This window comes from Prolinoborus fasciculus, assembly GCF_056724605.1.
On record NZ_JBWZQN010000064.1, the window covers coordinates 1 to 20,375 of the forward strand.

Consider the following 20,375-nt stretch of genomic DNA (forward strand, 5'->3'; position numbering starts at 1 on the left):
TTTGTGCCATTTTTCTTTATACTGTCACTTAGGCAGGCTGGACACTTGATTTCTAGAGTTATTCGCATTTCTCTATTTTATCAAAATCCAACCTGCTTTTTTTCAGCATACTTTTTGAAACACCACCCAAAAATAATCCAAGGCCAGATCTTTGTCTTCGGTTGTTCTAAATTCTGAGGATTATATTCCGTGTGTTCTAGCGATGTCGGTTGTGGAACACGGGTTTTTTTAGAGTAAGGCTGGTGTTTAGAGTAAGATAGTCCCGTACCAGGAATACCGACACTGGTTCGCGTACCTTTTTTCCCAATATTTAGAGAAGCACCAGGTTTGCCAATGCTGGCACTGCTGATGCCTTTATGGGTCAGATTAATTTTAAAACCCGGGAATAATTTAATACTTTTACGAAATCTAAAACCCATATTGCTCTCATTCTAAAACTTAGCTCAATTCACGCGCTATACCAGGATCCATGATCTGCTAGAGATCGTACTTTGACGGCTATCATCAGGATACTAGTATATTTTTTATCTGGTGATTGCAATACTACCTTTAAATACCGTCAAAAATGTTTACTGTATATTTGCTGTAGGGTAATCTTAAAGCTGCTATTTATTGACTGATTGGTATATGACGACAGATAAGCATGAAGTCCTGCTACGAATGCGAGCGATCGAGCTGCTTGCTTACTGGGAAGGTCGTTTGGTTACCAATCGTTTAATGAGCTGGTTTGGGCTCAGTCGACAGCAGGCTTCTGCGGATATCAAGCGTTACAATACGCTGTATACCCACATGGTCAGTTTAACAAAGAAGATGTACGGCAATGCCTGGAATATGCACTGCAGGTGCGCCGTCGGGTCAAAGAACAGCTGAAGAAAAATTGGAGGGATGGAATTCTATGATGTGCATTTTAGCTATATCGACAATGACACCCTAGAAGAGCATTTTGTTTCGGTAAAAGAGCAGGGTGGAGGTGGACTTATTCCCGAAGGTCCTGCTAAACCAGGCTTCCTGTATACCATTGGTCTTAGTAATAAGGGCATGCCAGGCTTATACCGCTTAGAACTGCAAGTCACTAAAGGTTCAGGAAAGTTGGCGACATCTGGCTTATGGAATTCAAGTAGTGCCAAAGAACAGGTCAAGATTGCTTTTGACTACTTCAAGGCCAATGCATCCCGGATCTCGGGGGGCAGTAAGGTGCTGGAACATGACTTCCACTTACATGTGGTGGAGTTACAGAATACCGGGCCGCTCAGCCATCTTGCTCTGCCAAGTTTAGTGGCTTTCGCTTCTGGCCTCTTAGGACGATCGGTTCAAAGTCAGATGGTGGTACTGGGTGATATGAGCTTGGGTGGTTCTGTGACACCGGTGGAAAGTATTGCCGAATGTCTTCAAGTTGCTTTTGATGCGGGTGCCAAGAAGGTTGCTTTGCCAATGAGTAGTGCGGCAGATATCCCAACGATTCCTGTGGAACTGTTTACCAAGTTCCAGACCAGCTTTTATGCAGATCCGGTAGATGCTGTGTTTAAGGGGCTAGGGGTGGATTAATTTCATATCTGTCTGGAAGAGTTACAGTAGATTGTTTTAAATTCAGTTTCTCAAGTTAAACACCATGTTGTAAAAGCATAATACTGCCTCTTTTAAAGAGCTAGTATTTTAGGGGGGGATTACCCTTCATTTTTTCTTGATCAGATATCTGTTGTATTTTGACAGGATTTTGTTGATCTAAATATTTTTGATACCAAACACGCAATGTTTCAGGAGTACAACCGATTTTAGGAGCAATAGCTGTGATTGCTGCCCAAGTAGAAGGATAATCTTTTTCAGATTCAATTAGTAATTGAACCGCTCTTTCTCTGATTTCAGGGGTCAATTTTACTTTGCCATTTGTAAGGTAAAAGGGGTCAATTTTAGAATGCCGTTGACAATGTATCGCCTTTTGAGTTTGAAGCAATGTACTATGATAAGATTAACCCGTTAGGTCAGGTGGCCTAACTTAAATAAAAAGTCTCCGACAAACCCGGTACGGTTCATCATTAGTTTGAAATAATCACAGTCTGGTTAAGCCCTCATAATTTTTATGAGGGCTTTTTAATTAAAGCTATTCGCTCGTTAATAATGAAATCTCAGCTGGAGTGTAGTCCACGCTCATATAGAATATGTGTAATAGTTGTTCTAATGTTTTGACAGTTAGATTATGAAAAGGCCCATCAAAAGATGGTTATGTGTGTCTAGAATTTTGGTGGCTATTCAAAAATATGTAGCTAATAAAAAACAGCCATCATACCGAAGTTTTCATATGGGATTACTTTGTATGATTTCGTCGTACCTTGAAGTTCTTGTGTCTATCTATTGTTATTCTTACCTGAAATTGATGTGAGCTTATAGAGACAAGGTAAATTTGCAAAAGTGCCGGCTATTCAGTGTTCATTGAATGTTTAATTTAATTTATTAAGCTTGACCTTGGAGTGGCTCTAAGCCTTATACTTGGTACAAATTTTTCGATTGTTATGATGATGCGTTCTACTACATGGATTACAGTCTTGGTTGGATTGTTCATGTTCCAAAGCTTTTGGAATGTGGCGGCGGCCTTTTGTGTCCATGAACAACAGCCTCAATCACAGCAGAGTTATCATTTTGGTCATCACCAAAATACCTTGTGTGCCAGCGATAGTCGTCAACACGATCATAATGGACAGTCAGAAAACATAAAAACATTCAGTAGCGATTTAGAAATCGGTGAAGATCATCAAGATCATCTACCATCGATGACGCATTTGATTGTACAAAATGAAAAAGTAGATGTGTTTCATCCAAGCTCTGAAGTTAAAGTGAATCCACAATTTCATTGGAAAAACAGCTATCAGGCTCCTGACCTGTTTCAACAAAGCCCACCTCCCAAATTTTCCCCGCTCATGGTGGGGTAGCCTAAAACATTCCCACCACTTTTATTATTTAAATAAGTGGGAAAAATCATGTCTTCACAATCAATTATACTCTTGCGTCATAGCTTGGTTGCTTGTATATGTGCAGCGGCTATGCAATATAGCTATGCTGAAAACGTTACCAGCTTTGAATCCGCTTTAGCAAAAGTACAAAGTTACCAGACTCAAGACAAGCTGTGGCAACAAGTTCAGCAAATATCTGAATTGAATATTCAGCAAAGTCGGTTATGGCAGAATCCAAGTATAAGTTTAGAACAGTCTGGCTTTGGCTCAGGTCAAGAACAGGAATTCAATGTTGGCGTTAGTCAACCTCTAGATCTATTTGGTCAGCGTAAGCTGAACCGGGTGATTGCCAATACCTCGAATCAACAAATCCAATTGCAACAGCAATTATGGAAGGCACAAAGCCAACTGATTGTTAAATTTGCATGGTCGCAATTTGCACTTGCTGAGGTTGAGCAGTCTGCTTATTCAGTACAGTTAAAAACAAGTAAAGCCAATCTGGACAGTGCCCAGAAACGCTATCAGGCAGGCAGTATTGCCCTGGTTGATTTTGAGCGTACCCAAATTGAAGCGCTAGAAATCCAACGACTTTATCAGCAAGCGATGCTGAATAAACAAGCTGCCGGTCGTCAGCTGTCTAATTTGTGGGGGGGAGAAACATCTTCACATCTTCAATTGAATAAAACCGCTATCCCTTGGCCAGAGCAAAGTCTCCAAACTGTGCAACGGTATATTGCTGAAGGGTGGCTAGAAAAATTCTATGCCTTGAACATTCAGCAATCGGATCATCAAATTGAAAATTTAAGAATTCAGGCACGTCCCAATCCGACTTTAAATGTAGGCATGAAACGTAGCAAAACCCCTAATGAAAGCAACGATACGACTTTAGCAATCGGCGTGGCTATTCCACTGAATATTTTCAATCGCCAGCAATATGCGATCCCGATGGTCCAGCAACAGCAAATATTGCTGAACCAACAGCAGCAGCGTGAGCTGAAGCAACAAATACTCGATATTGCCAACAGCATGCATCAGCTCAAAGGTTTACGTAGCCAGTTCGATGCCACAACAGCACAAGTTACTTTGGCGACCAAAGTTCAGAGCCGTACTTTACAAGGGTTTCAGGCAGGGAAACTGTCCATTACCGACGTTCAGCAAGCAACCACCCAACTGCAGAATCTTCGATTGGGTCAATTACAAATTCTACGTCAAGCTTGGCAAACTGCCCTCGCAGCTGAGGCACTCAGTATTGGCACAAGTTATGAAGAAATTAGCCGTTCGGATGCCTATACACAACTGAATAAAAAGGCAGTCGAAGCATCGCAAAATTTAATCAATGGGGGAGCACGATAAAATGAACGCCAAGCAAAACGGAAAAATATCCCAGTCTCTCATGATTGCAATTTTGATTCTGATTACGGTCTTGGTCAGTCTGGTTATTTGGTTAAGTTCAAAAAAAACTGAATCTGAGGGGCATGGTCATGATGAGGGAAATGCCGAACATTCTGATGAAGATAGTTCTGAAGAAGGACATGCTGAAGAAGGCGAAATACAACTGACCAGCCAACAAATGGTTGAACAAGGTTTAAAAGTTGCTGTTGCATCCACAGGATTGGTTGAAAAGCTGACAACCCTGCCAGGTAAATTGGTGGTGAATACCGATCAACAAGCGCATATATCGCCTAATTTTAGTGGTCATGTCGAGCAGGTCAATGTGGCTTTAGGACAGAGCGTGCAAAAAGGACAAACGCTGGCTGTACTAATCGTGCCTGAACTGATCGACCAACAGGCAAATCTGCGTATGGCACAGGTGAATCTGGATTTGGCCCGTAAAGATTACCAGCGCGAACAGCAACTCTGGTCACAGGGGATTTCTGCCAAACAGGATTACCAGCGTGCCGAAAATGCCTACCGTCAAGCGCAGATTACTGTCCAGTCCTCACAAGCACGTTTAAATGCATTAGGTGCAAGTGGCAATAACAATGGGCGTTTTCTGATTAAAGCACCGATCTCTGGGGTGATCAGTCAAAAAGATATTGTGGTCGGTGAAAATGTGCAACTGGCTAATCAGCTCTTTGTCATTGAACAGCTGAAAGATTTATGGCTTGAGTTTAATTTGCCGAATCAATTCTCAGGTCAACTGCAAGCCGGGCAAAAAATTGACTTTAAAGTGAATGATTCAGATCAAATCTATAAAGCTACTGTACAAAGCTTAACCTCTCAGGCAGATGTACAAACAGGGCGTCTGGTGGTGCGCGCAAAACTCGATGCGCAAGCTACTGAGTTGCGTTCTAATGTGTTAGTGAGAGTGTTGATTCCGGAAGCTACAGCAAAATCAGCCCTTCGGATTCAAAAGTCTGCGCTGCAAAGTATTGAAGGTGAAGACAGTATTTTCATCGTAGATTCAGAACAAAAAGGTCAAGTCCACTTAAAAGCACAGAAAGTGCAATTGGGGCAGGCTTCAAGTGATGGACAATGGCTTGAAGTGATTTCTGGGCTGACTGAAGGGCAGAAGTATATCGCTCAAGGCAGTTTCTTGTTGAAATCTGAATTAGAAAAAGACGAGGCAGGCCATGAACATTAATTCTGATCTGCCAAAACCAGAAGGTTTATTCGAACGAATCATTCAGTTTTCCATACAAAATGCGATTTGGGTGTTGCTCTTTGTCTGTACCTGGATTGCGGTCGGGGTGTATAGCTATCAGAAACTCCCGATTGATGCTGTACCCGATATTACCAATACCCAAGTCCAGATTAATACTCAAGCCAAGGGTTTTACTGCGCTTGAAGTCGAACAGCGGATTACCTATCCCATTGAAAATGCCATGGCTGGCATTCCGGATCTGGAGCTTACCCGTTCCATATCCCGTTATGGACTCTCTCAAGTCACCATTGTCTTTAAAGATGGGACTGATATTTATTGGGCCCGTCAGCAGATTAACCAACGGATACAGGAGGCGCAATCTGAGTTGCCTGCACAAATCGCACCGACGATGTCCCCCGTTTCTACGGGTCTCGGTGAGATTTATCAATGGGTACTGAAGGCAGATCCGAATGCGAAAAAGCCGGATGGAACTGCATACACGCCGATGGATTTGCGTGAGATTCAGGACTGGATTGTGCGTCCTCAACTGCAACGTGTTAAGGGAGTTGCAGAGGTCAACAGTATTGGTGGTTTTGAAAAAACCTATGTGGTCTCTCCCGATTTAAACCGGATGCAGCAACTGAATATCTCATTAGAACAACTGCAACAGGCTTTAGCGCAAAATAATGAGAACCGAGGTGCAGGTTATATTGAAGACAATGGTCAGCAACTGACGGTACGTGTACCGGGTACATTCAATGGGCTTTCTGATATTGAGAACACCATGCTGGGTAGCCCAAATGGCAGCCCAATTCGGGTTGGTGATATTGCGCAAGTCTCTATTGGGCATGATTTAAGAACCGGTGGGGCAACCTATAACGGCAAAGAAACCGTTTTAGGGATTGCCATGATGGCGATGGGTGGAAATAGCCGGACTGTTTCTAAAGCTGTGGATGCCAAGCTTCAAGATATTCAGAATAGTTTGCCTAAAGGGGTAGTGATTGAACCGGTGTACGACCGTACTACCTTGGTTGAGAAGGCGATTAAAACCGTTCAGAAAAACTTGGTAGAGGGAGCAATCCTGGTCATCATCATTCTGTTCCTGTTTTTAGGGAATATCCGTGCTGCCTTGATTACTGCCTGTGTCATTCCACTCTCTATGCTGTTTACCTTAACCGGGATGGCACAGAAAAATATCAGTGCCAATCTGATGAGTTTAGGTGCACTCGATTTCGGCATCATTGTCGATGGTGCTGTGGTGATTGTCGAAAACTGTATCCGGCGTTTAGCCCATACACAGCAACTGTTAAAACGACCTCTCACACAAAGTGAACGCTTTAAGGAAGTTTTTCTGGCTGCCCGCCAAGCACGTCGTCCTCTTATTTTTGGTCAGCTTATTATTTTGGTGGTGTATTTGCCGATTTTTGCTTTAAGTGGTGTAGAAGCAAAACTATTTCATCCGATGGCTTTAACCGTTGTTCTCGCACTGGTGGCAGCTATTATTTTATCGATCACCTTTGTGCCCGCTGCAGTTGCTTTATGGGTTAAAGGGGAGATCAAAGAAACGGAAAGCCGTTGGATGATCTGGCTCAAAACCCGATATCAACAGATATTGGATGGAGCCTATCATTACAAAGCGGTGGTTTTAACTTTTGCCATTTGTCTCCTGGTCATTACGGGTCTGCTCAGCACGAAGATTGGCAGTGAGTTTGCACCCCAGCTGAGTGAAGGTGATTTTGCGGTACAGCAATTACGTTCTCCAAGCACAGGCTTGGAAGAGTCTTTACGTATTCAGGAAAATACCGAAAAGCTTTTACTGAAAAACTTTCCCGAAATTAAAGCTATATTTGCCCGTACCGGGACTGCTGAAGTGGCGACAGATGTGATGCCACCGAATATTTCCGATGGTTATATCATGCTGAAACCACGTGAGGAATGGCCAGATTCAAAAGAAAGCCTAGATGCACTTCGAACCCGAATGGAAGCTTATCTTGCGACAATTCCCGGCAATAACAGTGAGTTTTCTCAGCCTATTGAGCTACGTTTTAATGAACTGATTTCAGGTATACGCAGTGATGTGGGGGTGAAGGTTTTTGGTGATGACATGCAGGTTTTGAATACTGAGGCTGCAAAAATCGCGAAAATCATTCAGCAAGTCGCAGGTAGCAGTGCGGTGAAAGTTGAACAAACTTCGGGTCTGCCTTTACTCAATGTAGAGATTGATAAAGCTTTAGCTGCCCAGTATGGCTTGAGTGTGAAATCTATTCAGGATGTGGTGGCTGCAAGTATTGGTGGACAAAGCGTGGGAGAGATTTTAGAAGGCGATCGTCGTTTTGATTTTGTTATCCGTCTTGGAGAGCAAGACCGTAGTGTCGCATCTGTTTCCCAGTTACCTATTCAGCTTCCAAATGGTGGCAGTATTTTATTGTCGGATGTCGCGCAAGTCTCGACCATTGAAGGAATCAACCAAGTCAGTCGAGAAAATGGTAAACGCCGAGTTGTGGTTACAACGAATGTTGAAGGGCGTGATTTAGGGTCTTTTGTTTCTGATGTACAGACACAGCTCAAAGCATACACTTTGCCAAGTGGTTATTGGATAGAATATGGCGGTCAGTTTGAAAATTTGGCTTCAGCCAAAGCACGGATGCAAATCGTGATTCCACTGGCTTTAATCACTATCTTTATTTTACTGATGGCGGTCTTTCACAATGTCAAAGAAAGTCTATTGGTCTTTACCGGGGTACCCTTTGCCTTGACCGGTGGTGTGCTGTTCCTTTGGCTAAGGGATATTCCATTATCGATGTCAGCTGGAATTGGCTTTATTGCCTTATCTGGTGTTGCAGTCCTCAATGGACTGGTAATGCTGACCTTTATTAAGGAATTAAGGGACAAATATCCAGTGCATAAAGCCGTGTGGCAAGGGGCTATTTTGCGCTTAAGACCAGTGTTGATGACAGCTTGTGTGGCTTCACTGGGTTTTGTACCAATGGCGCTGGCAACCGGAACAGGGGCTGAGGTTCAACGGCCACTGGCAACCGTAGTGATTGGCGGGATTATCTCTTCAACATTACTAACTTTGGTGCTGTTACCCGTGCTTTATCGTTGGATAAATGAAAAGAAAGTTTCTTAATCCAATAGATTAGTCGATTTACAGCAGAGATATTGGCTGTTATCCAATATCTCTGCTCATCATAAATAGAATAAGGAAAATATTTTATGTCAGAACATCATGATCATAGCCATGCGGTTGTTACTGAAGAAAATAGTAAGAAGTTAATGGTTGCCTTAGGTTTAACGACTACTTTTTTAATAGTAGAAGTTGTCGCTGCTTTTATTACCCAAAGTTTGGCTTTGTTATCTGATGCAGCTCATATGTTTACTGATGTAGCCGCTTTAGCTATTGCTCTTGCCGCTATCAAAATTGGTAAAAAAGCCGCAGATGATAAAAGAACTTTTGGCTATCAGCGATTTGAAATTTTAGCGGCTCTGTTTAATGCGGTGATGCTTTTTGTGGTAGCAATATATATTGTATATGAAGCTTATCAACGTTTTACGAATCCTGCTGAAATTCAAAGTGTTGGAATGATGATTGTCGCGGTCATTGGTTTGGTCATAAATTTGATTTCAATGAAAATCCTTTCTGCTAGTGCTGAAGGAAGTCTAAATATAAAAGGTGCATATTTAGAAGTTCTTAGTGATGCTCTAGGATCGATAGGCGTGATTATCGGAGGAATAGTTATTTATTTTACCCAGTGGATGTGGGTTGATACCGTAATCGCTGTGTTAATTGGCTTCTGGGTCTTACCTCGAACTTGGATTTTATTAAAACAAAGTATTCATATTCTGCTTGAAGGAGTTCCTGATGAGATTGATATTGAGTCGTTAAGAAATGATTTATTGAAGCTAGAGGGCGTTGAAGGGATTCATCAGTTGAAAGTCTGGGCTATATCCTCAAGAAATATTCATTTAACTGCTCATTTGGTTGCTCCGAATAGCAATACAGATCAACTCTATCAAAAGGCCTTAGAAGTTCTAAAACATAATCATAATATTACTGAAATTACGTTACAAATAGAAAATACGAAATGTAATACATTGAACCAACATAAACACTAATTTGGACTTTAGTCTTCATATAGATGTTTTGTGTAACTTTAAAGTATGCTTCAATCTGACGGCTGCGAACCGCCAGGAACAGGCGCAATGTCAGATTCTGTCGCGGCCTTGGCGCGTGCCTGGAAGCGTTCATAGCAATCCAGCCCGCAGAAATGTTCGACGTATTCCGCGCCTTCCGGGGTGAAGGCGGCATCGAGCGGAATTTCTTTGCAGCATACGCAGCAGGTGGTGCAACTGGCAGTGTTCGGGGCGTTTGCGTTCATGGTGGTACTCCTCCAGATTGGTAGCGAAGCTCAAAGCTGCCCACTCTCGGCTGGCTGGGAAGCGGTCATGATCTTCCCTTGAAGGCCCGCAGCAGCCGCGTCACAGACAGGACAAACAAGCCGGTCAGCGTGAGGGCTGCAATACCCCAGTGCTCCCCGATGAACGCGCCGGCCGTCGTGCCGGCTAGCACAATGGCGAGAATCGGCAAATGGCAGGGACAGGTGAGCACGGCCAGCGCGCCCCACAAGTAGCCGGTGATCGGTTTGTGCGTCTCAGACGGCAAGTGCTCTGGGCTGTTCATGGCAGACTCTCCGCGTGCTGTGCCGGTTCGGTTGGCATGGCGGCCAGTTGCATTTCGAGGCTGGCCAGGGCCTCGCGCCGACGCTCGACGAGTTGCCGCAACACGGCAAGCTGCGCAGACGCACCGTCACCGTCCGCAGCATCCAGCGCCCGGCACAGCCGCGCCAGTGCGTCCAGGCCGATACCCGCTTCGAAGGCAGCCCGTACAAAGCGCAGCCGTTGCAACGCGGTGTCATCGAACAAGCCGTAGCCGCCCGTGGTGCACGCGACCGGCCGTAGCAATCCGCGCAGCAGGTAGTCGCGCACGATATGCACGCTCACCCCGGCATCAAGGGCCAGCCGGGACACTGTGTAGGCGCTCATTGAACACCTCCTTTTCCTCATCCGGCGCAGCACGAAAGCTGCTTCACGTCCTTGCTGAAGGTCTGCGCCGCGAGCTTCAGCCCTTCGACCATGGTCAGGTAGGGGAACAATTGGTCGGCCAGTTCCTGCACGGTCATACGGTTGCGAATGGCGAGCACCGCCGTCTGGATCAGTTCACCCGCTTCCGGGGCCACCGCTTGCACGCCGATGAGCCGTCCGCTACCTTCCTCGATGACCAGCTTGATGAAGCCGCGTGTGTCGAAGTTGGCAAGCGCACGCGGCACGTTGTCCAAGGTCAAGGTGCGACTGTCGGTCTCGATCCCGTCGTGATGTGCTTCCGCCTCGCTGTAGCCCACGGTGGCGACCTGCGGGTCGGTGAATACCACGGCCGGCATTGCGGTCAGGTCCAGGGCCGCATCGCCGCCAGTCATGTTGATCGCAGCACGGGTGCCGGCCGCTGCCGCCACATAGACGAACTGAGGCTGGTCGGTGCAGTCGCCAGCCGCATAAATGTGTGGCGTACTGGTGCGCATGCCCTTGTCGATGACGATGGCCCCCTGCGCATTGGCAGCGACTCCCGCCGCTTCCAATGCCAGGCTGCGCGTGTTCGGTGCCCTGCCAGTGGCGACCAGCAGCTGGTCGGCGCGTATTTCACCGTACCCGGTGGTCAGCACGAATTCGCCGTCCACATGCGCGACCTGGCTGGCTTGCGTGTGTTCCAATACCTTGATCCCTTCGGCACGGAACGCGGCTGTAACGGCCTCGCCGATGGCCGGGTCGTCGCGGAAGAACAGCGTGTTGCGAGCTAGGATCGTGACCTGGCTGCCCAGCCGGGCGAAGGCTTGCGCCAGTTCCAGCGCGACCACCGACGAGCCGATCACAGCTAGGCGTTCGGGAAGGGTGTCGCTGACCAGGGCCTCGGTCGAAGTCCAGTAGGGTGACTCTTTCAGGCCCGGAATCGGCGGCACGGCCGGGCTGGCACCCGTGGCGACTAAGCAGCGGTCGAAAGCTACCACGCGCTCGCCACCATCGTTTAAACGGACGACCAGGCTCTGCTCATCCTTGAAACGCGCCTCACCATGTACAACGGTGATGGCCGGGTTGCCGTCCAGAATGCCTTCGTACTTGGCATGGCGCAGTTCTTCGACGCGCGCCTGCTGCTGGGCCAGTAGTTTGCTGCGGTCAATCGCAGGCACAGTCGCCGCGATACCGCCGTCGAACGGACTTTCCCGACGTAAATGGGCGATGTGGGCGGCGCGAATCATGATCTTGGACGGCACGCAGCCGACGTTGACGCAGGTGCCGCCGATGGTGCCGCGCTCGATCAGCGAGACGTGCGCGCCTTGCTCGACGGCCTTCAGTGCTGCCGCCATTGCCGCGCCACCGCTACCAATGACGACGACCTGCAACGGGCGTTCGTTGCCACTGGGCTTATCAGCGGCCCCTATCCAGCCGCGCATCTTGTCGAGCAGGCCGGCGCGGTTGTCCGTCGGTGGCGCATCGGCAAGCGTTGCCTCGTAGCCCAGTCCGGCCACGGCGGTAGTCAGCGCATCCGATGACGTGCCCGCCTCAATGGCGAGTTGCGCTGTGCCCTTCGGATAGGACACCAGCGCCGATTGCACGCCGGGCACTTTCTCCAAGGCTTCCTTGACGTGAGCCGCGCACGAGTCGCAGGTCATCCCGGTGATTTTCAGGGTGGTCATGTATTTTTCCTTTTCTGTGGTGGCTACGGCTGTTGCCGTCAGCCACGTTGTTCTGGCAATTCACAGCTGTCCGGCCCGCAGCGGCGATGTGCTGGCGAGATGAAATCCCAGACCGACACCCCAACCATCAAGGCCAGGCCGACATAGAGCAGTCCACCGCTCTGCCAGCCGTAAGCCCGCATTAAAAACACCGCTGCCAGCACCAAGATCGGGCCTATCGTGCCGAGCGCCGTGCGTCGCCACTGTCGATGATTGAGCCAAGCGATAGCATTGGCGAGTAACGTGATGCCGGCGAACATCGGCAGCAGGATGCCAATGAATAGCCCCTCGTACTGGCTCAAGAAGCCCAGTCCGATGGCCGCGCCAAAGCTGGCGATGGCAGGAAAACAGGCGGCGCAGCCCATCGCGGAAACGACGCTGCCGAGCGCGCCGGTTTTGCCAGCGATGCGCGTGATGAGTCCCATGTGTCGCTCCCGAGTTCGGTTAACGGATCAGCGTTTGAGGCTGGACGGATAGCCCGCGTCCTCGGTCGCCTTGGTCAACTTCTGGACGTTGGTCTTGGCATCGTCGAAGGTGACGACGGCCTGGCGCTTGTCGAAACTTACGTCGGTCTTGCTCACGCCCTCAACCTTGGAAAGCGCGTGCTTGACAGTGATCGGGCAAGAGGCGCAGGTCATGCCAGGCACGGACAGCGTGACGGTCTGAGTGGCGGCGAACACGGGGGCAACGAAAGCGGCGAGAGCGAGGGAGGCAAACAGCTTTTTCATGATGAACTCCTGATTAGTAGAAAAATGGCATGACGTAGGGAAAACCAAGCGCGACCAAGACCAACACGGCGACGAACCAGAAAATGAGCTTGTAGGTGGTGCGCACTTGCGGAATCGCGCACACCTCGCCCGGCTTGCAGGCTGCGGTCGGTCGGACGATGCGCCGCCAGGCAAAGAACAGTGCAACCAGCGCCGCGCCGATGAAGATCGGCCGATACGGCTCCAATACCGTCAGGTTGCCGATCCATGCCCCGCTGAACCCCAAGGCGATCAAAACCAGCGGCCCCAGGCAGCAGGCCGACGCAAGAATGGCGGCCAGCCCACCGGCGAAGAGCGCGCCGCGCCCGTTTTGTGGTTCAGACATACGCTTGTCCTTTCAAATTTGGTTTGGATAGCTTAAGCTTACTTCCGTAGTTATGTACGGAGTCAAGCGATATGCAAATTAATTTTGAGAATCTGACCATTGGCGTTTTTGCCAAGGCGGCCGGGGTCAATGTGGAGACCATCCGGTTCTACCAGCGCAAGGGCCTGCTGCCGGAGCCAGACAAGCCCTATGGCAGCATTCGCCGCTATGGCGAGGCGGATGTAACACGAGTGCGGTTCGTGAAATCGGCCCAGCGGCTGGGCTTTAGCCTGGACGAAATCGCCGAGCTACTGCGGCTGGAGGATGGCACCCATTGCGAGGAAGCCAGCGGCCTGGCCGAGCACAAGCTCAAGGATGTGCGCGAGAAGATGGCCGACTTGGCACGCATGGAGGCCGTGCTGTCTGAACTGGTGTGCGCCTGCCATGCGCGGAAAGGGAACGTTTCCTGCCCGCTGATTGCGTCACTGCAAGACGGAACGAAGCTCGCTGCATCGGCGCGGGGGAGTCACGGGGTGACTACGCCTTAGCGTGCTTTATTTTCCGAATTCTGAGACGACCCCTAGATGCCTGGTCAAGACTGCATACTTGCAGTTTTGACGGCACTGTTGCAAATAGGGATCTGAGTCAATGATTTTCCCTTCAAAAAAGCTTAGAGACCGAAAACTCTATTTACTAGCCAAACTTCTCCTAGAATATTACCGTTATAAAATAATGAAGCTTGTCCTTTGCGTAGAGCACGCATAACCTCAATTCCTTTAATTGTGGCATAAGCCGTTTTCATAGACTTGAATCCCAACGTAGCCTTGATGATCCGTTTGAGCTTGCCATGATCACATTCAATCACGTTATTCTTGTATTTAATCTGTCGATGGTCCAGGTCTTCAGGACACTTTCCTTCCTGTTTTAGTCGCGACAAAGCACGGCCATAGGTATGAGCCTTATCAGTGTTTATGACTCGTGGAATCTGCCATTTTTTGACATGATTCAAAATCTTACCAAGAAAACAATAAGCTGAATGGGTATTTCGTCTAGCAGAAAGATAGAAATCAAGAGTATGGCCACGTTGGTCAACTGCACGGTATAGATATGCCCATTTGCCATTCACTTTTACGTAAGTTTCATCCAGATGCCATAAATGTCGATCTGTAGGATTACGCCAATACCAACGTAAACGTTTTTCCATTTCTGGAGCATAACGCTGAACCCAGCGATAAATTGTGGTGTGATCAACATTCACTCCACGTTCAGCGAGCATTTCCTGAAGTTCACGATAGCTGATGCCATATTTACAATACCAACGAACAGCCCAAAGAATGATTTCACCTTGAAAGTGCCGACCGTGGAAGGGATTCATCTGCTGTATCTCGAAATAAATAAGATATTTAGCTTATCATGTCAGCCTATTTGCAACAGTGCCCATTTTAAATGGTTTATCGCATAGACATTTTAATTGGTGAATAACAGTCTTTTTAAATAGTGTTATTTATCATATACTTGACACAATAAAACCAAAACCAAAAAGATCAGAAAACACACGCTTTCACAACTCGTGTTTTTTTAAGCAGATTTGTAATCTTTCGCCAATAAAATCGTCTAAAAAATGCTCAATTTTGGCATTTTCCCAATGTTCTCAGCTCTTCTAGGGCGAAAACTATCCCCAATTGCTGTGGATGAAATTTAGGCTATTTTGTACGCTTTGGCTCACATCAATCTCGGCCCTTTGCGGCTATCTGGAACAGTAGAATTTTCATATGATTAAGTGGTCAGGAACAGGAAGTTCCATATAATTAAAAATAAGCACCAGGATGGCGCTATATAAGACACGCAAGAGCACAGAGACCTAATGTTCCAATAAAAAACCCTGGCAGGATGCCGGGGTTTTTTATTGCCTATCATTTCTCATTTGCAAAACAAGCATAATGCCTCTAAAATATAGACTATAATCTATATTTTGGTTGTGGTATGTGGACAGTCATTACGACAGATCTATTTAATCAGTGGCTTGAACAGCAAGATGAATCTACTCAAGAGAAGGTCCTAGCTGCCCTGGTTGTTCTACAGCAGCAGGGGCCGAGTTTAGGCCGCCCTTTAGTAGATACTGTGTATGAGTCTAAATTTACCAATATGAAAGAACTGCGCGTTCAACATCGCGGTAGACCCTTAAGAGCTTTCTTCGCATTTGATCCCTTACGACAGGCTATTGTTCTATGTATTGCTGATAAAGGCGGTAAAAAGCGTTTTTATAAAGACATGCTGGATATTGCAGATGAACAATACCAACTTCATCTCACTACCCTAGGAGATAAATCTAATGGCTAAGACTCTGCAAGAATTGTTAGCTAGCCGCTCTCCAGAGAGCCAAGCCCGTATTCAAAAAATGGCTGATGAATTACTGCTAGAAAATCAGCTTCATCTTATTCGTGAAGAACTCGAAATTTCTCAAAAAGAGCTTGCTGAAACTTTGGGAATAAAACAGCCATCGCTTTCAGCAATAGAAAATCGTGGCAATGATCTTAAGATTTCAACCTTGAAAAAGTATGTTGAGGCAATGGGAGGGAAGCTCCGTATTGATGTAGAGCTTCCAACAGGAAAACATATAGGATTCAACGTTTAACAATAAAAATGGGAGCTATAGGCTCCCATTTTTAGATTCGTATAACGTTGAACCCAACGGTAAATAGTCGTGTGATCAACATTCACACCCCGTTCGGCCAGCATTTCCTGCAGTTCACGATAGCTAATGCCATATTTACAATACCAGCGCACAGCCCAAAGAATGATTTCGCCCTGAAAATGCCGACCATGGAAAGGATTCATATGCTGCACCTTTAGCTAAAACAGTCTTCAGCTTACCATTCGTGGTTATTTGCAACAGTGCCGATTTTTTGAAAAAAGCATAGGTCTAGATAATCAAGCTAGATTTTTTAAAACTCCACATTGGTCAATTGTACATAAACCATCACAAGTACCTCTTAAATCAGATAGTTGTTCAATAAGCTTTTGTTGCTTGATTATATTTTCTCTGATAGCACTGACATGTAAGTCAATTAACTCATTCACATCTGAACAATTTTTCTCAGGTTTGTCTTTATAGGTAAGTAATTGACGAATTTCATTCAAACTCATATTTAAAGTTCGGCAATTCAAAATAAATTTAATTCGCTCAACATAGCCTACATCGTAAAGGCGGTAATTTCCTTCCGTTCTTTCCGGTTCCGGAATTAAACCTTCCTTTTCATAAAACCTAATTGTTAATACTGAACATGAGGTTTTTTTAGAGAGTTCACCAATTTTTAAATGCATTGAGTTAGTATTTCCAAAGATTCTTGACTCTATAGTAACTATAGGGATTCTAATATTCAAAGTTTATAATTTTTTTAATGGGTATAATTATGAGTGGTTGTGGATGTAGTAAAGAAACACCATGCGAAGATAAGAAATCTCAACAAGAAAATCATCCATCAATTGCAGAAGCAAACAATAACACTAAATATAAAAAAAATGGAAGAATAATTTACTAAGTTATTGTTTTTAAGTTGATCCTTGTTTTATATGGGGGTGATAATAACTTCTGATTACTAGTTTTTACCTTAAATATACCGATTGAAAGATTCATTTAAAGGCTATGAATACATGAGTTTTACAGTTTGGCTAGGTCAGCATGAGTACTTTTCACAAGATTTAAGATCGACCATGAACGTGATTAAGTTATAGGGGATTGATGAAATAGTTTTTATGAATTTCTGGCTTTCTGGGCTGATTTTATCAAATTCATGTCTATGCAAAATTGCGACATATTTCTCGTGCTGGTAGTTATCCAGAGTTTGGTCTGCATCTATCCATAGTGCAGACCTTTTTTTGGTGACAGTTTTTTCTTAGTGATTTTCGATCTGGATGTAGTGATTTCACGTTTGCAGAATATATCTTAGCGGTGATCCATCTAATATTCGTGATTATAAAGAGAGCTAATTCACAGGTTCTACAGATTATGTAGCGACTAACTATATCAAAGTCTATTTGCAGTTGATGGTTGGCGCTTAGTTTATATTTACGCTTAGGTTTCAGTTAAAAAATCAATATTCTGTTGAATCCGTGATTGAATCATCTGTAGGGTAGATTCTCGAATTTGATGGGGATACAGGCGCTGCGCAATTTGACTAAATTGAAGTGCAATTTCACGCATGGTCAAGATGATCTCATCGACTTCTAGAGTAGTCAGATTAGCTTCTGAAGTACCGAGTTTATGTATGTCATTTCGGGAAATATTGAGCGCTTCTCCCATAATGTCCATTTGATGATAACCACCTGGACCCTCGCAGAAGGTCACATCATAGGCTGGAGCCAATTTCCATTGACCATTTTTCTCCATGAGAAATGAAAAGTTCTTAGTATGGTCATCCCGATTATTGAAAAGCACATTAAACACAGCACGTTTAAAAGCATGCAATCTTTCTCGTACATCTTGCGTACACATCAAGGTTGCCCGGAGAAAATTGCGATAGTCTAGGCTACCTGGAACTTTATAGTCTGCTCCTGTATATGCAGCCAAACTCTGCATTGGAATCCGCATACCATTTTGACGATCGAATCGTTTAGAAGCAAAAGCCGTTAAACCATTGGGCAAATTAAAGAAATGGGTATCTGGAGTCTCAATTGCACAAAGTCGCAAACATTCTGCATAGACGGCTTCAATGGCGCAGACTTCAGGATGCTCTTGCTGAGCAGGAAACTTAATCAGCCAGGCTTCATGTTGATCAGAATCTTGAGTCGAAAACTCTAAATTGACAGGATCTCGGTAAACCAACGCTTTTGGTCTGGCACCTTGAGGGGAGCCACCCATGACCAATAAATGCTGTAGAAATTCACCACCTTCACCTTTGAGTACTTCTTGAACTTCCTGGGCCAGTTGTTGTAAAGGGATATTTTCTGAGGTTTGCATGTCAGCAACACAAGGTTCAAAGGAGAGGGCACCCATTGCGTGACTACTAATATAGGTCAGACGCTCCAAAGGTCCAATTCGTGCTGAATTTAAGCCAATTTTTTTGAAATATCGATCCATCAACATCATGCCCCAACCATCTGGTAAAGCGTCATAGACTGGACCTGGGAGTCCCATTTGATGAGTAGGAAAACCTTGTCTGAATGGTAGACCTTTTAAAGGCAGCAAGTAAGAAGAGAGCTCAACACCTTGCTGTATTGCTTCTGGACTATATTCAAAAGCAATGGTGGGTCTACCTGTCGTGGCTGTTGAACTAATCAGCGTTCCCCATAACCATGATTCGCCCCAACCGTTGTAATAAACATTAAGTCTATTGAGCATTATCCCTTCCTCTTAATACGGTGGCGCTTACTTTGACTCTCATAGCGAAGAATGTCATTCACACTGTTAAGCTGAGGTTTAAATAGTTCCTGAAGTTCGTTTAATCGACCCAAGACCATTGCAATACGGACTAAATTTTCAACAGATACATTTCGTCCCGCTTCAAGATTCGAAACTGTATTCACGCCGACACCAGCGCGTGCTGCTACCTCAGCTTGAGACATCTCCAGAAAGAGTCGTTGCTTACGTAAACGCTCACCTAAAAGAGTCACAACTTCTTCTGGTTTAGTGAAATATAAATCCATTAAATTGGGTCTTAAGAATGAATAATTTAATTAAATCACAAAATAATGGAATTAATCTATAGCTATAGTGTGGCTAAGGAGGGCTTTGTTGCACAGCACATCAGAAGGGTAGGTATAGTCCTTGGGTATCGGTTACAGAAAATCATCAGGATGTACTTTGACTGATTGTTGATACGGAGATTTCAGTATTTTCATTTTTCCTAATAGGTCACATTACTTAGAAAGGGTTCTTCGAAAATTAGTTCATACTTTAAAAATCCTATAAATATTGAGGATATTTTCTTAATGCTTTCAATATAGCATGCGGCTATATGTAACTCGAACGGGCTTAATCTGCCTTTCAGTATAAATTTTTTGGGCGTGAGAGGGGAGAGGTGTGAGGGCAAGCAATTTATATCGTGGATACTTCTAAATTACTTATGTAATAGAAGGTGGTAAACATGGATTTAGAGGTAATAACACTAAATATAAAAAAATTGGAAGAATAATTTATTAAATTATTGTTTTTATGTGGTTATTGGTGATGTTATGAATAATAATAACTTTTTTCTTGATGAATTTTACCTAAAAAAATTGATCAGATAATTTTCTTTAAATGTCATGCATACATAAATTTGACAGTTTGAAGGGATCGGTATGTGCATTTTTCACAAGGTTAAAGATCGACCATAAATGTGATAAACGGCAGAGGATCATTGAAAAATGAATGGATTTAAACACTACATGTATGCACGAAAAAAAGTATCGCTGCGGTTCTGCTGACAGGCTGTATTGAGCATTGAATGCAAATGATGTAGTAATTGTCTACAGGCTATAGGACCAGCATGAAGAAGAATGAAATGTAGTTGCCAATTTATAACCTTGGTTGAAAAGCATAGCATTGTTATTCGGAGAAGTGAGGTAAGCCATCCTTCTCTTATTCATTTAAAATGATTCTTACTCAACTGATCTCGACTCATGGGCTGGTTCCAATTAGACGGATAATAACTTCCATCCCCTATCTTTTTCTTACCACATTTCTTGCATTTAATCCCTTCTTTGGAGATTTGATTCAGCATCACTGTTGTCGGTTGAATCAAATCAATGACATAGTTCGTTGGTTCAGGAAAAGCAGAAGAGGCTGCTTTATTGCAAAAGAGAACATTCGGATCAAATGGATTGGATTGCACAAAAGCCATGATACAGCCACAGAGTAATTCACCTGCATGTAATCTGTATGAACCGTACCGGGTTTGTCGGAGACTCAATATTCTGAGAGACTATTCCGATGAAAAAACCAACCTATACCCCCGAAATTAGAGAAAGAGCGGTTCAATTACTAATTGAATCTGAAAAAGATTATCC

Annotated in this window: 22 protein-coding genes and 4 pseudogenes; 11 read left to right on the plus strand and 15 right to left on the minus strand. The window is 45.1% G+C overall.

The window, feature by feature from the left end:
- Positions 1-80: 80 nt before the first annotated feature.
- Positions 81-419 (minus strand): DUF4236 domain-containing protein, encoded by a 339-nt coding sequence (locus AC1P5O_RS13605; protein WP_336755086.1) that lies wholly within the window; start codon positions 417-419, stop codon positions 81-83.
- A gap of 208 nt (positions 420-627) precedes the next feature.
- Here AC1P5O_RS13605 and AC1P5O_RS13610 point away from each other — a divergent pair.
- The 3 genes and pseudogenes from AC1P5O_RS13610 to AC1P5O_RS13620 all read left to right on the plus strand — a co-directional run.
- A pseudogene (locus AC1P5O_RS13610) lies at positions 628-810 on the plus strand (BrxR family helix-turn-helix transcriptional regulator); the annotation flags it as partial.
- Positions 792-899: pseudogene (locus AC1P5O_RS13615) on the plus strand (hypothetical protein); the annotation flags it as partial. The pseudogenes AC1P5O_RS13610 and AC1P5O_RS13615, both read left to right, overlap by 19 nt.
- The gene (locus AC1P5O_RS13620) at positions 886-1,545 is read left to right on the plus strand and encodes a S16 family serine protease (RefSeq protein ID WP_318270518.1); all 660 of its coding nucleotides are present in this window, start codon (positions 886-888) and stop codon (positions 1,543-1,545) included. The pseudogene AC1P5O_RS13615 and the gene AC1P5O_RS13620, both read left to right, overlap by 14 nt.
- A 124-nt stretch (positions 1,546-1,669) precedes the next feature.
- Here AC1P5O_RS13620 and AC1P5O_RS13625 read toward each other — a convergent pair.
- A pseudogene (locus AC1P5O_RS13625) lies at positions 1,670-1,906 on the minus strand (hypothetical protein); the annotation flags it as partial.
- A 607-nt stretch (positions 1,907-2,513) separates the two neighbouring features.
- On the opposite strand from AC1P5O_RS13625, the gene AC1P5O_RS13630 reads away from it, so the two are divergent.
- From AC1P5O_RS13630 to AC1P5O_RS13650, 5 genes are all read left to right on the plus strand, one after another.
- Positions 2,514-2,924 carry a cation efflux protein, CzcI-like gene (locus AC1P5O_RS13630; RefSeq protein WP_211100789.1) on the plus strand — a complete coding sequence of 137 codons (411 nt, stop codon included), beginning with the start codon at positions 2,514-2,516 and terminating at the stop codon, positions 2,922-2,924.
- Between the two features lie 48 nt (positions 2,925-2,972).
- Positions 2,973-4,298, plus strand: coding sequence for a TolC family protein (locus AC1P5O_RS13635; protein ID WP_156189612.1), 1,326 nt, complete (start codon positions 2,973-2,975; stop codon positions 4,296-4,298).
- A 1-nt stretch (position 4,299) separates the two neighbouring features.
- Positions 4,300-5,529, plus strand: a complete 1,230-nt coding sequence (locus AC1P5O_RS13640; RefSeq protein ID WP_016658777.1) for an efflux RND transporter periplasmic adaptor subunit — start codon at positions 4,300-4,302, stop codon at positions 5,527-5,529.
- Entirely contained in the window at positions 5,519-8,659 is a 3,141-nt protein-coding gene (locus tag AC1P5O_RS13645; protein ID WP_005028604.1) for an efflux RND transporter permease subunit, read from the plus strand. Before AC1P5O_RS13640 ends, AC1P5O_RS13645 begins: the two co-directional genes overlap by 11 nt.
- Positions 8,660-8,745: 86 nt before the next feature.
- Positions 8,746-9,645 (plus strand): cation diffusion facilitator family transporter, encoded by a 900-nt coding sequence (locus tag AC1P5O_RS13650; RefSeq protein ID WP_005028603.1) that lies wholly within the window; start codon positions 8,746-8,748, stop codon positions 9,643-9,645.
- 50 nt (positions 9,646-9,695) lie between these two features.
- Here the strand turns inward: AC1P5O_RS13650 and AC1P5O_RS13655 are convergent, their stop codons facing one another.
- From AC1P5O_RS13655 to merT, 7 genes are all read right to left on the minus strand, one after another.
- On the minus strand, positions 9,696-9,908 hold the full coding sequence (locus tag AC1P5O_RS13655) for a DUF3330 domain-containing protein (RefSeq protein ID WP_000993245.1): 213 nt from the start codon (positions 9,906-9,908) through the stop codon (positions 9,696-9,698).
- A 65-nt stretch (positions 9,909-9,973) separates the two neighbouring features.
- Positions 9,974-10,210, minus strand: a complete 237-nt coding sequence (gene merE / locus AC1P5O_RS13660; protein WP_001087807.1) for a broad-spectrum mercury transporter MerE — start codon at positions 10,208-10,210, stop codon at positions 9,974-9,976.
- The gene (gene merD, locus AC1P5O_RS13665) at positions 10,207-10,572 is read right to left on the minus strand and encodes a mercury resistance co-regulator MerD (protein ID WP_001277463.1); all 366 of its coding nucleotides are present in this window, start codon (positions 10,570-10,572) and stop codon (positions 10,207-10,209) included. The genes merE and merD overlap by 4 nt, the downstream gene beginning before the upstream one ends.
- A gap of 17 nt (positions 10,573-10,589) precedes the next feature.
- A complete protein-coding gene (merA, locus tag AC1P5O_RS13670; RefSeq protein ID WP_004644736.1) occupies positions 10,590-12,275 on the minus strand; it encodes a mercury(II) reductase in 1,686 nt (561 codons plus the stop codon).
- A 38-nt stretch (positions 12,276-12,313) separates the two neighbouring features.
- A complete protein-coding gene (merC, locus tag AC1P5O_RS13675) occupies positions 12,314-12,739 on the minus strand; it encodes an organomercurial transporter MerC (protein WP_000522997.1) in 426 nt (141 codons plus the stop codon).
- A gap of 27 nt (positions 12,740-12,766) precedes the next feature.
- Positions 12,767-13,042, minus strand: coding sequence for a mercury resistance system periplasmic binding protein MerP (gene merP / locus AC1P5O_RS13680; RefSeq protein ID WP_004178136.1), 276 nt, complete (start codon positions 13,040-13,042; stop codon positions 12,767-12,769).
- A 13-nt stretch (positions 13,043-13,055) separates the two neighbouring features.
- Entirely contained in the window at positions 13,056-13,406 is a 351-nt protein-coding gene (gene merT / locus AC1P5O_RS13685) for a mercuric ion transporter MerT (protein ID WP_001294659.1), read from the minus strand.
- A gap of 71 nt (positions 13,407-13,477) precedes the next feature.
- Between merT and merR the strand changes: the two genes are divergently transcribed.
- Complete coding sequence (gene merR / locus AC1P5O_RS13690; RefSeq protein WP_001166628.1) at positions 13,478-13,933, plus strand: mercury resistance transcriptional regulator MerR; 456 nt, start codon at positions 13,478-13,480, stop codon at positions 13,931-13,933.
- 122 nt (positions 13,934-14,055) lie between these two features.
- Here the strand turns inward: merR and AC1P5O_RS13695 are convergent, their stop codons facing one another.
- The gene (locus AC1P5O_RS13695) at positions 14,056-14,760 is read right to left on the minus strand and encodes an IS6-like element IS1007 family transposase (RefSeq protein WP_001067793.1); all 705 of its coding nucleotides are present in this window, start codon (positions 14,758-14,760) and stop codon (positions 14,056-14,058) included.
- A 608-nt stretch (positions 14,761-15,368) separates the two neighbouring features.
- On the opposite strand from AC1P5O_RS13695, the gene AC1P5O_RS13700 reads away from it, so the two are divergent.
- Positions 15,369-15,725, plus strand: a complete 357-nt coding sequence (locus tag AC1P5O_RS13700; protein ID WP_000269911.1) for a type II toxin-antitoxin system RelE/ParE family toxin — start codon at positions 15,369-15,371, stop codon at positions 15,723-15,725.
- Positions 15,718-16,020 carry a helix-turn-helix domain-containing protein gene (locus AC1P5O_RS13705; protein WP_005237493.1) on the plus strand — a complete coding sequence of 101 codons (303 nt, stop codon included), beginning with the start codon at positions 15,718-15,720 and terminating at the stop codon, positions 16,018-16,020. Before AC1P5O_RS13700 ends, AC1P5O_RS13705 begins: the two co-directional genes overlap by 8 nt.
- A gap of 41 nt (positions 16,021-16,061) precedes the next feature.
- Here the strand turns inward: AC1P5O_RS13705 and AC1P5O_RS13710 are convergent.
- From AC1P5O_RS13710 to AC1P5O_RS13730, 5 genes and pseudogenes are all read right to left on the minus strand, one after another.
- A pseudogene (locus tag AC1P5O_RS13710) lies at positions 16,062-16,223 on the minus strand (IS6 family transposase); the annotation flags it as partial.
- 93 nt (positions 16,224-16,316) lie between these two features.
- Complete coding sequence (gene cadR / locus AC1P5O_RS13715) at positions 16,317-16,709, minus strand: Cd(II)/Pb(II)-responsive transcriptional regulator (RefSeq protein ID WP_000550240.1); 393 nt, start codon at positions 16,707-16,709, stop codon at positions 16,317-16,319.
- Between the two features lie 751 nt (positions 16,710-17,460).
- Positions 17,461-18,726 (minus strand): type II toxin-antitoxin system HipA family toxin, encoded by a 1,266-nt coding sequence (locus AC1P5O_RS13720; RefSeq protein ID WP_000934717.1) that lies wholly within the window; start codon positions 18,724-18,726, stop codon positions 17,461-17,463.
- Positions 18,726-19,031: a helix-turn-helix domain-containing protein gene (locus AC1P5O_RS13725; RefSeq protein ID WP_000366814.1), complete on the minus strand. Its 306-nt coding sequence runs from the start codon at positions 19,029-19,031 to the stop codon at positions 18,726-18,728. The genes AC1P5O_RS13720 and AC1P5O_RS13725 overlap by 1 nt, the downstream gene beginning before the upstream one ends.
- A gap of 920 nt (positions 19,032-19,951) precedes the next feature.
- A complete protein-coding gene (locus AC1P5O_RS13730) occupies positions 19,952-20,209 on the minus strand; it encodes a hypothetical protein (RefSeq protein WP_004726728.1) in 258 nt (85 codons plus the stop codon).
- Positions 20,210-20,375: the final 166 nt, after the last annotated feature.

Coding starts and splice junctions, on each gene's coding strand:
- AC1P5O_RS13645 (WP_005028604.1), top strand. CDS start 5,519: ATGAACATTAATTCTGATCTGCCAAAACCAGAAGGTTTATTCGAACGA.
- AC1P5O_RS13695 (WP_001067793.1), bottom strand. CDS start 14,760: ATGAATCCCTTCCACGGTCGGCACTTTCAAGGTGAAATCATTCTTTGG.
- AC1P5O_RS13725 (WP_000366814.1), bottom strand. CDS start 19,031: ATGGATTTATATTTCACTAAACCAGAAGAAGTTGTGACTCTTTTAGGT.
- AC1P5O_RS13705 (WP_005237493.1), top strand. CDS start 15,718: ATGGCTAAGACTCTGCAAGAATTGTTAGCTAGCCGCTCTCCAGAGAGC.
- merT (WP_001294659.1), bottom strand. CDS start 13,406: ATGTCTGAACCACAAAACGGGCGCGGCGCGCTCTTCGCCGGTGGGCTG.
- AC1P5O_RS13720 (WP_000934717.1), bottom strand. CDS start 18,726: ATGCTCAATAGACTTAATGTTTATTACAACGGTTGGGGCGAATCATGG.
- AC1P5O_RS13635 (WP_156189612.1), top strand. CDS start 2,973: ATGTCTTCACAATCAATTATACTCTTGCGTCATAGCTTGGTTGCTTGT.
- AC1P5O_RS13700 (WP_000269911.1), top strand. CDS start 15,369: ATGTGGACAGTCATTACGACAGATCTATTTAATCAGTGGCTTGAACAG.
- AC1P5O_RS13630 (WP_211100789.1), top strand. CDS start 2,514: ATGCGTTCTACTACATGGATTACAGTCTTGGTTGGATTGTTCATGTTC.
- merC (WP_000522997.1), bottom strand. CDS start 12,739: ATGGGACTCATCACGCGCATCGCTGGCAAAACCGGCGCGCTCGGCAGC.
- AC1P5O_RS13640 (WP_016658777.1), top strand. CDS start 4,300: ATGAACGCCAAGCAAAACGGAAAAATATCCCAGTCTCTCATGATTGCA.
- merP (WP_004178136.1), bottom strand. CDS start 13,042: ATGAAAAAGCTGTTTGCCTCCCTCGCTCTCGCCGCTTTCGTTGCCCCC.
- merR (WP_001166628.1), top strand. CDS start 13,478: ATGCAAATTAATTTTGAGAATCTGACCATTGGCGTTTTTGCCAAGGCG.
- AC1P5O_RS13605 (WP_336755086.1), bottom strand. CDS start 419: ATGGGTTTTAGATTTCGTAAAAGTATTAAATTATTCCCGGGTTTTAAA.
- AC1P5O_RS13650 (WP_005028603.1), top strand. CDS start 8,746: ATGTCAGAACATCATGATCATAGCCATGCGGTTGTTACTGAAGAAAAT.
- merD (WP_001277463.1), bottom strand. CDS start 10,572: ATGAGCGCCTACACAGTGTCCCGGCTGGCCCTTGATGCCGGGGTGAGC.
- AC1P5O_RS13620 (WP_318270518.1), top strand. CDS start 886: ATGGAATTCTATGATGTGCATTTTAGCTATATCGACAATGACACCCTA.
- cadR (WP_000550240.1), bottom strand. CDS start 16,709: ATGCATTTAAAAATTGGTGAACTCTCTAAAAAAACCTCATGTTCAGTA.
- AC1P5O_RS13730 (WP_004726728.1), bottom strand. CDS start 20,209: ATGGCTTTTGTGCAATCCAATCCATTTGATCCGAATGTTCTCTTTTGC.
- merA (WP_004644736.1), bottom strand. CDS start 12,275: ATGACCACCCTGAAAATCACCGGGATGACCTGCGACTCGTGCGCGGCT.
- merE (WP_001087807.1), bottom strand. CDS start 10,210: ATGAACAGCCCAGAGCACTTGCCGTCTGAGACGCACAAACCGATCACC.
- AC1P5O_RS13655 (WP_000993245.1), bottom strand. CDS start 9,908: ATGAACGCAAACGCCCCGAACACTGCCAGTTGCACCACCTGCTGCGTA.